This is a genomic window from Anaeromyxobacter sp. (assembly GCA_016718565.1).
Lineage (GTDB): Bacteria > Myxococcota > Myxococcia > Myxococcales > Anaeromyxobacteraceae > JADKCZ01.
In genome coordinates, this window is record JADKCZ010000010.1 from 72,349 (window position 1) to 83,812 (window position 11,464).

The 11,464-nt window shown below is 73.5% G+C and carries 10 protein-coding genes; all 10 read left to right on the forward strand.

From position 1 onward, the window contains the following. Positions 1 to 2 precede the first annotated feature (2 nt). The 10 genes from IPO09_17035 to IPO09_17080 all read left to right on the forward strand — a co-directional run bounded on the left by IPO09_17035 (position 3) and on the right by IPO09_17080 (position 11,458). Positions 3 to 314 carry a YbaB/EbfC family nucleoid-associated protein gene (locus tag IPO09_17035; GenBank protein MBK9519013.1) on the forward strand — a complete coding sequence of 104 codons (312 nt, stop codon included), beginning with the start codon at positions 3 to 5 and terminating at the stop codon, positions 312 to 314. A 4-nt stretch (positions 315 to 318) separates the two neighbouring features. Beyond that, entirely contained in the window at positions 319 to 915 is a 597-nt protein-coding gene (recR, locus tag IPO09_17040) for a recombination protein RecR (GenBank protein ID MBK9519014.1), read from the forward strand. 4 nt (positions 916 to 919) lie between these two features. Beyond that, positions 920 to 1,861 (forward strand): hypothetical protein, encoded by a 942-nt coding sequence (locus IPO09_17045; GenBank protein ID MBK9519015.1) that lies wholly within the window; start codon positions 920 to 922, stop codon positions 1,859 to 1,861. A gap of 60 nt (positions 1,862 to 1,921) precedes the next feature. After that, positions 1,922 to 2,401 (forward strand): roadblock/LC7 domain-containing protein, encoded by a 480-nt coding sequence (locus IPO09_17050; GenBank protein MBK9519016.1) that lies wholly within the window; start codon positions 1,922 to 1,924, stop codon positions 2,399 to 2,401. 2 nt (positions 2,402 to 2,403) lie between these two features. Further along, on the forward strand, positions 2,404 to 2,991 hold the full coding sequence (locus tag IPO09_17055; GenBank protein MBK9519017.1) for a gliding-motility protein MglA: 588 nt from the start codon (positions 2,404 to 2,406) through the stop codon (positions 2,989 to 2,991). A 176-nt stretch (positions 2,992 to 3,167) separates the two neighbouring features. Further along, positions 3,168 to 3,773 (forward strand): dihydrolipoamide acetyltransferase, encoded by a 606-nt coding sequence (locus IPO09_17060; protein ID MBK9519018.1) that lies wholly within the window; start codon positions 3,168 to 3,170, stop codon positions 3,771 to 3,773. After that, a complete protein-coding gene (locus IPO09_17065) occupies positions 3,770 to 6,088 on the forward strand; it encodes a hypothetical protein (protein ID MBK9519019.1) in 2,319 nt (772 codons plus the stop codon). Before IPO09_17060 ends, IPO09_17065 begins: the two co-directional genes overlap by 4 nt. 2 nt (positions 6,089 to 6,090) lie before the next feature. Next, positions 6,091 to 9,537: a tetratricopeptide repeat protein gene (locus IPO09_17070; GenBank protein ID MBK9519020.1), complete on the forward strand. Its 3,447-nt coding sequence runs from the start codon at positions 6,091 to 6,093 to the stop codon at positions 9,535 to 9,537. Next, positions 9,534 to 11,186, forward strand: a complete 1,653-nt coding sequence (locus IPO09_17075; protein ID MBK9519021.1) for a tetratricopeptide repeat protein — start codon at positions 9,534 to 9,536, stop codon at positions 11,184 to 11,186. Before IPO09_17070 ends, IPO09_17075 begins: the two co-directional genes overlap by 4 nt. 2 nt (positions 11,187 to 11,188) lie before the next feature. After that, on the forward strand, positions 11,189 to 11,458 hold the full coding sequence (locus tag IPO09_17080; GenBank protein ID MBK9519022.1) for a hypothetical protein: 270 nt from the start codon (positions 11,189 to 11,191) through the stop codon (positions 11,456 to 11,458). Positions 11,459 to 11,464 lie beyond the last annotated feature (6 nt).

Here is an 11,464-nt window from a genome sequence, read left to right on the forward strand (position 1 = left end):
CCATGGACATCCAGTACCTGATGAAGCAGGCCAAGAAGCTCGAGAAGGCCATGGCCGACGCCCGCGAGAAGCTGGGCGAGGTGGTGGTGGACGGCGAGGCCGGCGGCGGGCTGGTCAAGGTCACCATGAACGGCCGGTGCGAGGTGGTGAAGCTCGCCATCGACCCGAAGATCGTGGACCCGGCCGACACCGCCATGCTGGAGGACCTGCTCACCGCGGCCCTGAACGCCACCGCCGAGAAGGCGCGCACCGCCGCCGACGAGCACCTGCAGAAGTCCACCGGGGGCATCCGCATCCCGGGCCTCACCGGCTGAGCGCGTGTCGGTCGCCGATCCCATCGCCCGGCTGGTCAAGGAGCTGGCCCGCCTCCCCGGCATCGGGGAGAAGACGGCGCAGCGGCTGGCCTTCCACGTCCTGGAGGCCGGCCCGGAGTACGCCCAGGCGCTGGCCGAGGCGGTGGTGGGGGTGGTGCGCGACGTGCGCTGCTGCTCCACCTGCCAGACCCTCACCGAGCAGGATCCCTGCGCCATCTGCGCCGACCCGCGGCGCGACCCCAGGCTGCTCTGCGTGGTGGAGGGCGTGCCGGACCTGATGGCCATCGAGCGCACCCGGGAGTTCCGTGGCCGCTACCACGTGCTGCACGGCGCCCTCTCCCCGCTGGACGGGGTCGGCCCCTCGGACCTCAAGATCCGCGAGCTGCTGCTGCGGCTGGAGCACGAGCCGGCCGAGGAGGTGGTGGTGGCCACCAACCCCGACGTGGAGGGGGAGGCCACCGCCCTGTACCTGCAGAAGCTGCTCAAGCCGCTCGGCCTCAAGCTGACGCGCATCGCCCAGGGCGTGCCCATGGGCGGCGACCTCGAGTACGCGGACCAGGCCACGCTGGCGCGGGCGCTGACCGGCCGCCGGGAGCTGTGAGGACATGACGACCCCCCGAGCCGCCGCCCTGGCCTGGTGCCTGCTGCTGGCCGGCTGCGCCGCCGGCGGCCGCTACCGACCCCTGGCCCCGCCGGCCGGCCCGCGCGCCTTCGGCCTGACCTTCGGCGCGCCGCGGGCCGAGGTGGCCCGGGCCCTGTCCGCCGCCGGCGTGGCCCACCGGCCCGACGCCGGTGATCCGGACGCCCTGGTGGCCGAGCCCTGCCCCGCCGCGCCGGTGGCGGGGCCCTGCCGGCTGCTGGTCGGCCCGGCCGGCCTGTACGCCGCCGAGCAGGAGGTGCCGCTGGCCGACGCCGGGGCCCTGGCCGCCGCCGTGACCCGCGGGCTGGGCGCCCCCGGCCAGGCCGCCGGCGAAGACGTGGTGGCCGCCTGGGCGCCGCCCGGCTGGACGGTGGCGGTGGCGCGGCACCCGGCCCTCTCGCCCCCGGTGGCGACGCTGCGGGCCGAGTGGGACGCCGCCACCCCGCCCACCGTGGCCGGCGTGCCGCTGGGGCGGCGCCGCGCCGACGTCGAGCTGGTCCTGCTGGCCCAGGGCGCCAGCCAGCTGCAGCGCGACGACGACGCCACCTCCTACCTGGGCTGCCCCCTGGGCGAGCCGGAGGCCATCTCCTGCACCATCACCTTCACGGCCGGGCGCGCCGCCGCGGTCACCGAGGTGCTGCCCGGACTGCCCGACGACCGGGCCGCCCTGGAGGCCTGGCAGGCGCGGGTGGACGCCCTGGCCCGGGAGTACGGGCGTCCGCCGGAGGTCCGCTGCCCCGCCGGCGGGCCGGATCGGACCGAGGGTGACTGCACCGCCACCTGGCGCTCGGAGCGGCTGGTGGTGGTGCTGGGAGCCCACCGCAGCGCCGGCGGGCAGCACCGGGGTGGGCTCAGCGTCTACCTCGGCTTCGCCTACCCACCCCTCGGCCGCGTGGTAGAAGATTGAAAGCCGAGCGTTTCCCTGGTATTCGCCCATGACTCGGGTCCACGCGGAGAGTCACGGGACATGAATTCCGGCCTGGTGCTGTATGAGGAGGAGTTCCGGCTCATCGCCGGGATCTGCGACCGGCTCACCCGGGACGCCAACGCCAAGGTCGTCTTCCTGGTGGACAAGAACGGGCAGCTCATCGCCTCCAGCGGCCAGGCGCAGCACCTGGACACCACCTCGCTGGCCTCGCTGACCGCCGGCAACGTGGCGGCCATGGGCGGCCTGGCCAAGCTGATCGGGGAGAAGGAGTTCCCCAACCAGTTCCACGAGGGGGAGAAGGAGTCCCTCCACATGAGCATCGTGGGAGGGCGGGTGGTGCTGGTGGTGATCTTCGACGCCAAGAGCTCGCTGGGGCTGGTGCGCCTGCGGGTCAAGAAGGCGGGCGAGGAGCTGGCCAGGGTGTTCGAGACCCTCGCGAAGAAGCAGGCCGCCCCCGGCGCCGCCAGCCCCTTCGCCGAGATCACCGACGACGACATCGACAATCTCTTCAGCGAGTAGACATGAGCTTCATCAACTACAGCTCGCGCGAGATCAACTGCAAGATCGTCTATTACGGTCCCGGCCTGTGCGGGAAGACGACCAACCTGCAGTACGTGTACGCGAAGACCAACCCGGACGCGAAGGGGAAGATGATCTCCCTGGCGACCGAGACCGAGCGCACGCTCTTCTTCGACTTCCTGCCGCTCTCGCTCGGCGAGATCCGCGGCTTCAAGACCCGCTTCCACCTCTACACGGTGCCGGGCCAGGTCTTCTACGACGCCTCCCGCAAGCTCATCCTGAAGGGCGTGGACGGGGTGGTCTTCGTGGCCGACTCGCAGATCGAGCGCATGGAGGCCAACCTCGAGTCGGTCGAGAACCTGCGCGTCAACCTCTCGGAGCAGGGGTACGACCTCTCCAAGATCCCGTATGTCGTGCAGTACAACAAGCGCGACCTGCCCAACATCGCCACGGTCGAGGAGCTGCGCCGGCTCCTCAACCCGAAGAACGTCCCGGAGTACCAGGCGGTTGCACCCACGGGGGTGGGGGTCTTCGACACCTTGAAGGCCGTGGCGAAGCTGGTCCTCACCGAGCTCAAGCGAGGCGGTTGACGATCACGCCGGGGGGCCGGCGCGCAGTGGCTTTCGCTACGCTACGTGCGGGGCCGATGGTATAACCGGGGCCTTGCCTTTGATTACGCGGGAGAATTCTCCCGCGAGCGAGGTCGACCGTGCTTCGAAACTGCCGCTGGATCCTTGTCGCGCTGGCCCTCGGGCCGGCGGTCGCGATGGCCCAGGCGCCCGCCAGCGCGCCGGCCGCCCCCCAGACGGCCGAGGAGCAGAACGACCTCAAGGTCAGGACCCTGGAGGAGCGCGTCTCCGACCTGAAGGAGAAGATCTTCAGGACCAAGGCCCGCCTGATGAACCTGCAGGAGATGGTCATCGGCGGCGACATCACCACCGGCGCCAAGGCGGTGCTGGTGCACCGCAACGAGATGGGCGCCTCCTTCTTCCTGGAGTCGGTGGCCTACGCCCTCGACGGCGCGCCGGTCTACTCCAAGGCGGACCTCGACGGCGACCTCTCGTCCCGCCAGGAGTTCGAGGTCTTCAACGGGCGCATCGTGCCCGGCAACCACCAGGTCTCGGTGCAGCTCACCTACCGCGGCCACGGGTTCGGCCTCTTCAGCTACCTGGAGGGCTACCGCTTCAAGGTGCAGTCCTCCTACACCTTCAACGCCGAGCCCGGGAAGGCGCTCACCGTCACCGTGGTGGGCTTCGAGAAGGGCGGCCTGACCACCGAGCTGAAGGACCGGCCGGCGGTGCGCTACGACGTGGACGTGCAGCGCGAGGACCCCACCCAGAAGGCCAGCGCGCCGGAAGGCGCCACGAAGTGACTGGCCGCTCGCCGCGCCTGCCGGCGCTGGTGGCGGTCGCGGCGCTCCTGGCGCCGTGGCCGGCCGCGGCCGGCCGCCTCGACGACGCCGAGAAGGAGGCCGCCTCCATCGAGGACCGGCTGCTCTTCGTCGAGAGGACCTACGCCCGCCCCGACGAGTCGCTGGCGGTGCGCGCCGCGCGCAAGTTCTCGGAGGGCGAGACCCAGTTCCTGCTGGGCGACTGGGTGCACGCCGCGGTGCTGCTGCTCGACGCGGTCGAGCAGCCGGAGTTCCGCGCCACCCCCGACTACCCCCTGGCGCTGGCCTACCTGGGCGACGCCTTGCGGCAGCAGGGCGCCTGCCAGAGCGCCCTCGGGCAGTACCAGGCGCTGCTGGCGCTGGGCCCCACGCCGGCCCGCGGCGCCGCCATCGCGGGCGCCCTGGCCTGCCGCGTCACCCTGCGCCGCTTCGAGGGCGTGGACGCGCTGCTCGCCGAGGCCCCCACCGTCTTCCCGCGCGGCGCGCCGCCCGAGGTGGGCTACCTGGGCGCCAAGGCGCTCTACCACCGCCCCGACCTGCGGCCGGCCGAGCGGCTGTCCCGGGCCTCCGAGGCCTTCGCGGCGGTGGCCCCGCCCTACCACCTGGCGGCCGCCTACCACCTGGGCGCGCTGCAGGTGGAGGCCGGCGACCTGCCCGCCGCCGCGGTCCACTTCACCCGCTGCGCCGCCATGGACGGCAAGGACCAGCGGCAGGTGGAGATCCGCGAGCTGTGCGCCCTGGGCCTGGGCCGGGTCGAGGCCGAGCAGGGGCGCTGGGCCGAGTCGCTCGACGCCTACCAGCTCCTGCCGCGCGAGTCGCCGCGCTTCAACGAGGCGCTGCACGAGATCGCCTGGAACTTCGTGCGGGCCAGGAGCTACGAGCAGGCGCTGCGCACCGCCAACATGATCGTGGACCTGGCGCCCGAGTCGCAGCTGGCGCCGGAGGCCACCATCCTCACCGGCCACCTCAACCTGCGGCTGGGCCACTACGCGGACGCCACCGAGGCCTTCAACCGGGTCATCAACGCCTACGCCCCGGTGCGCGACGAGATCGACGCGGTCCTCACCATGCACGAGGATCCGGTGCGCTACTTCAACGAGCTGATCGGGCGCCAGGGCAAGGCCTTCGACGTCTCCTCGGTGCTGCCGTCCATGGCCGTCAAGTGGGCCACGGCCCAGCGGGACGTGAGCGGGGCGCTCGACCTGGTGACGGCGCTGGAGGCCGGGCGGCGCGACCTGGAGGAGGCCGACGCGGTGGCGCTGCGGATCGACGCCCTGCTGGCCCGCGCCGGCGGCCTGGACGCCGCGCCGCTCCTCAAGGCCGGCTGGGCCAGCGCCGAGGCCATCCAGAACGCCGCCGCCCGCCTGGAGGGCGAGGTGGCCACCAGCGCCGTGGCGGCGGTGCACGACGCCCTGCCGTCGGCCGCCCGGGCCGAGCTGGACCGGGCCCACGCGGCCCGGCTCGAGCTGGAGCGCCGGCTGGAGCAGACCCCGCGCACCCCGGGCGAGGTGCAGGCCAGGCAGGAGCGCATGGCCCGCCGCATCGACGTGGTGGACCGGTCGGTCTTCCAGCTCGGCTACCAGGTGGAGGCGGCGGCCGCCGCCATCGCCGGCACCGAGGCCTGGCTGGAGCGGCACCGCGCCGAGATCGCCTCCGACGAGGCCGGGCGCGCCGAGTTCTCGGAGGAGCTGCGGGCGCAGCGCGCCGTGGTGGTGGCCTACCAGGCCGAGCTGCGCGGCCTGACCCGCGACATCGCCGGGGTCCGCGACGCGGCCCGCGGGGTCGAGGGGCTCTCGGGCGAGGCGGCGCTGCGGCGCGAGTACCGCGAGCTGGTGGCCCGCGAGCAGGCGCTGGTGGCCGCGGCCCGGCCCGGCCTGGGCCCCACCCAGCAGGGCGAGCTGGCCCGCGGCGAGGCCCTGCTGGAGCGGCTGGCCACCGTGGAGCCCCGCGCCCTGCAGCTCAAGGAGCAGTTCGCCGGCACCGCCCGCCGCCGCGCCGAGTCGCTGCGGGTCCGGGTGGCCGAGCAGCGCGACGCCCTGGCCGAGCAGCAGGCGGCGCTGGACGCCGCGGCCGGCGACTCCCGCGACGTCATCGGGCGCATCGCCTTCCGCTCGTTCAGCGCGGTGCGCGCCCAGTTCTACCGGCTGGTGCTGAAGGCCGACGTGGGGATCATCGACGTGGCCTGGTCGCGCAAGCGCGAGCGGCTGGAGAAGATCCAGCAGCTCTCGCAGCAGAAGGCCGGGGAGCTCGACGCGCTGGACCGCGACTACAAGCTGGTGCTCCGGGAGGTCGACTAGCCGTGCGCCGCGCCGCCCTGATCCTCGCCGCCCTCGCGCCGGCCCTCGCGCTCGCCGCGGCCCCGGCCACCGGCTACACCTCGTGCCGCCAGCGCGCCGCTGGCCCGGCCTTCGAGCCCCTGGCGTCCCGCGCGGCCGCGCCGGCCGCCCCCGACCTCGGCGGCCGCCAGGCGGTGGCCGAGCTCGAGGCGGCCATCCGCCGCTTCGACGAGGAGGGGCGCGCCTACCGCGGCGAGGTGCAGACGCTGGTGCAGAAGCAGTTCGACGAGCGGCGCCGCTTCCTGGCGGACCACTACGAGCTGGCCATCGGCAGCCTGGAGGTGCTCGAGCGCAGCGAGCGCGAGGCCGCCATCGCGCACTTCGAGGAGTTCCTGGCGCGCTACCCGGACGACCCGCAGTTCACGCCGGACGCCATGTTCCGGCTGGCCGAGCTCTACTACGAGAAGGCCAACGACGACTTCCGCCTGGCCACCGACGGCTTCCGCGAGGAGGCCCGCCGCGCCATGGCCGAGGGGCGCGAGCCGCCCCCCGAGCCCGTCAAGAGCTACGCGCCCTCCATCGCGCTGTACCAGCGGCTCCTGACCGGCTTCCCGGACTACCGCTTCACCCACGGCATCACCTACCTGCTGGCCTACTGCCTGGGCGAGATGGGGCAGGGCCAGGAGGCGCAGCTGGCCTACCAGGCCCTCATCGAGCGCTACCCGGACAGCGCCTTCGTGCCCGAGGCCTGGGTGCGCCTGGGCGACTGGCACTTCGACGAGGTGGCGGCCGACTCGCTGCAGAAGTCGGCGCAGGCCTTCTCCAGGATGTACGCCTTCCCGGACCACCCGCTCTACGCCCGCGCCATCTACAAGCTGGGGTGGACCTACTACCGGATGGACCAGTACCAGGAGGCGGTGGAGTCGTTCACCCGGCTGCTCGACCACTACGTGGCCGAGGCCAGGAAGACCGGCGAGAAGCCCTCCGGCGACGTCTGGCCGGAGGCGGTGCAGTACACCGCCATCAGCTTCGCCGACGAGAAGTGGGGCGGCGTGGAGAAGGCCCGCGCCTTCTACGCGGCGGTGGGCGGCCGCAGCTACGAGGCCGAGATCTACGCCCGCCTGGGCGACGTCTACTTCGAGGAGACCAAGTACGGCCTGGCGGTCGAGGCCTACCAGCTGGTGCTGCAGCGCGACCCGCTCTCGCCCGACGCCCCGCGGGTCCAGTCCAAGATCGTGCTGGCCTGGTCGCGCGACCGGCGCTTCGACCGCGAGGCCGACGCGCGGCAGGCGCTGGTGCGGGCCTTCGCCGAGGGCACCCCCTGGTGGGAGGCCAACAAGGGCGATCCCGACCTGGTGGCGCAGGTGCGCGAGCTCTCCGAGAAGAGCCTGCTGCGGGCCGCCGCCTTCCACCACGCCCAGGCCCAGCAGTACAAGACCGAGACCAAGCTGGAGGCCGCCGTGGCCGAGTACCGCGTGGCGGCCCAGGCCTACGGCGACTACCTGGCCCGCTTCCCGCACTCCAAGCAGGCCTACGAGCTCTCCTACAACTACGCCGACTGCCTCTACAACGCGCTCGACTTCGAGAAGGCCGCCCGCACCTACGCGGCGGTGCGCGACGACCCGGCCGACTCCCGCTACCAGGCCGAGGCGGCCCTCTCGGCCGTCATCTCCTGGGAGGGCGAGGTGACGCGGCTGGAGCGCGCCGGCCTGGTGCCGGCCCGCGCCGTCCTGCTCTCCACCGACCGCGCCGCCAAGGAGGAGGTCAAGGCCGAGCCCATCCCGGACGCCCAGCAGAGCCTGGTGCGCGAGTCGGACACCTTCCAGGCGCGCGTGCCCGGCCACGAGAAGGCCGCCACCATCGCCTACAAGGCCGGCGAGGTCTTCTACAAGCACAACGACTTCGACGAGGCGCGCTGCCGCTTCGAGGAGGTGGTGGCCCGCTACCCCGACTCCGAGGTGGCCCAGTTCTCGGCCAACCTGATCATCGAGAGCTACCTCACCATGAAGGACTGGAAGGCGGTGGAGGAGGCCTCGGCCCGCCTGCAGACCCTGGACGTGGGCAAGAACGCCGCGCTCAACGCCACCCTGCAGAAGTTCAAGCTGGGCGGCCGCTTCAACCGCGCCATGCAGCTGATGGAGGCGCAGCAGTACGAGGGCGCCGCCACCCTCTTCATCGCCCTGGTGCAGGAGGACCCGCGCCACGAGTTCGCCGACAAGGCCCTCTACAACGCCGCCAGCTGCTACGAGGGGGCGCGCCGCTTCGAGTCGGCGCTGCGCATGTACGAGCGCATCAGCGTGGAGTACCCGGCCTCCACCCTGGCCGACGAGGCGCTCTTCCGGGTGGGCTTCAACGCCGAGAACACCTACGACTTCGACAAGGCGGTGGAGCGCTACCGGCTGCTGGTGGACAAGTACCAGACCTCCAAGCACCGCAAGGACGCCCTCTACAACCAGGCGCGCGCGCTGGAGAACCTGCAGCGCTACGACGAGGCGGCCGCGGCGTTCACCCGCTACGCCAAGGCCTACCCGGACGCCGACGACGCGGCCCGCACCATGTTCCACGCGGCCATGATCTACGAGAAGACCCAGGGCTGGCGGCAGCAGGTGACGGCGCTGCAGGACTTCGACCGCCGCTTCGGCAAGACCAAGGAGCACGAGCTCATGGTCCAGTCCAAGCTCAAGGCGGCCCTGGCCCAGCGCGAGCTGAAGGACGAGAAGGCGGCCCGCGCCGGCTACGCCGCCACGGTGGCCGAGTTCGCCAGCCGGGGCCTCAAGCCCGAGACCTCGGTGCGCGCCGCCGCCGCCGCCGCCGAGGCCCGCTTCCGGCTGGCCGAGGTGGAGTTCGTGAAGTACGACGCCATCACGCTGCCGGCCACCACCGACGCCAAGAAGCTGAAGCGGGCCCTGGACGCCAAGTTCGCCGAGGCCAAGCGGGTGGCCCCGCTCTACGACGAGGTGGGCAAGTACAAGCGCCCCGACTGGATCCTGGCGGCCTTCTACCGCAAGGCCTTCCTGCTGGAGCGGCTGGCCCAGACCATCTACGACGCCCCCATCCCGCCCGAGTACAAGAAGGCCGGCATGGAGGAGTACCTGGCCGCCTACCAGGACGGCCTGGCGCAGTTCGCCCAGCCCTACGAGGACCAGGCGGTGGCGGTCTACGTGCAGGCCATCGAGGCCGCCCGCAAGCTCCACGTCAAGAACGAGTGGACCAAGAAGATCGGCGAGTCGCTGGCCCGCTTCCGCCCGCGCGAGTACCCGGTGCTCAAGGAGGCCAAGGCCCGCATGGTCACCGAGGACCTCTCGCCGGTGGCCTTCGCCGACACCGTGGACGGGCCGACCCGCCGCACGCCGCCGCCCCCGCAGGCCGAGGCCCCGTCCGAGGAGGCCCCGGCCGCCCCGCCGCCCGGGGCCGCCGCCCCGCCGGCGCCGCCGGCCGCCACCAAGCTCGGCGGAGGGACGGACAAGTGACCCCTCGCGCCACCACCCCCGCCACCCTGCTCGCGGCGCTGGTCCTCCCGGCGCTGCTGGCCGGCTGCGCCGCGGCGCAGAAGCCCGCCACCTCCGCCGCCGCCCCCGCCCCGGACACCACCCCGCAGGCCAGCGCGGTCGAGGTCCCGGCCGGCGACGCCGCCGCGCCCGACGCCGCCCCGGCGGCCCGCGCCAAGGCCACCCCCGAGGCCGCCGGGCGGGCCCGCCTGCGCTTCGAGGAGGGCGTCCGCCTCCAGGCCGCCGGCAACCTGGGCGCCGCGGTGGCCGCCTTCGAGGACGCCGCCGCTTCCGACCCGGACCTGGCCTGGGCCTCCTTCGACGCCGGGCTGCTGCGGGAGCGGCAGGGCGACGACGCCGGCGCCATCCGGGCCTACGAGCGGGCCCTGGAGGCGAGGCCCGACCTCTCGCAGGCGGCCCAGAACCTGGTGCGGGTGTGGCTGCGGCAGGGGCGGCGCGACGAGGCGGAGCGCGAGCTGCGGGCCCGCCTGGCGGTGGCCGACGGCGTGGCGCTGCGCGTCGGCCTGGCCGAGGTGCTGCTGGCGGCCGGCTCGCTCGACGCGGCCGAGGCCGAGTGCCGCGCCGCCCTCAAGGCCGACGAGAAGAACGTGCCCGCCATGGTGGTGCTGGCCACCACCTACTCGCAGAAGAAGCGCTACGAGCTGGCCCGCATGGTGCTCGAGAACGCGCGGCAGGTGGACGCCGGCGACCCGGCCGTCTGGAACCGGCTGGGCTTCGTGGAGCTGGCCCTCGGCAACCGGGTGCAGTCCATCGAGCACTTCAAGACCGCCGCCGCCCTGCGCCCCGACTACCCGGAGGCCCACGCCAACTACGGCGCCATGCTGGCCGACGCCGACGACTTCGCCGGCGCGGCCCAGGAGCTGGAGGTGGCGGTGAGGTACGCGCCGCGCGCCGCCGGCGCCTGGCTGGTGCTGGGCAACGCCTACCGCGGCCTGCTGCAGTTCGAGAAGTCCGAGCAGGCCTACCGCAAGGCCCTGGAGCTGGACCCGGCGCTCAACGACGCCACCTTCAACCTGGCCATCCTGCACCTGGACGTGGAGAAGCCCGGCCTGCCCACGCTGGCGCGGCTGGAGGCCGGCCTGGCCTGGTTCGACACCTTCGAGAAGCAGGGCGGCGTCGAGCCCCGCGTGGCCGGCTACCGCAAGGACGCGGCGCGCGAGATCGACCGGGAGAAGAAGCGGCTGGCCCGCGAGGAGAAGGACCGCGTCCGCAAGGAGGCCGAGGCCAGGCGCAAGGTGGAGGAGGAGCAGCGCCTGGCGGCCGAGGCCCGGGCGGCCGCCGAGGCCACGCTGGCCGCCGAGGCGGCCGCGGCCCAGGCGGCGGCCGACGCCGCGGCGGCGCAGGCGGCCGCCAAGGCCGCGGCCGCGCCGCCCGCGTCCCCCGGGGACGCCGGCACGCCGCCGGCGACGCCCCCCGCGGCGGCGCCTGCCGCACCGGAGCCGGCCGCGCCTGCCGCACAGGAGCCGGCCGCGCCCGAGCCCACACCTGCACCACCCGCCGGCGAGGTGGCTCCGCCGGCGCCCGCGGGCGTGGGGACCACGCCTCCCGCCGACCCGACGCCGCCGGGGCCGTCCACCGGCAAGCTGGGTGAGGAAAGGGGTGACAAATGAGGATGCTGCGCTTCCTTGTCGCCGTCTCGACCGCCGTGCTAACGATCGCACTGGCCTCCCCGGCGCTGGCCCAGGCCCCGCCGGACGCCAGGACCAAGAAGGCAGCGCCCCGCAAGATCCTCCGGCTGGAGGAGATGAAGGTCGAGGGGCGGATCCAGAAGCCCCAGGCGATGTTCCTCATGCCCCGGGCCAACCTCAACTACGGGGAGCTCGACCGATCCGAGCCGTTCCTCCCCAAGGTGATCCAGGCAGTCCAGAAGGCCCCGTTCTAGCCCTTC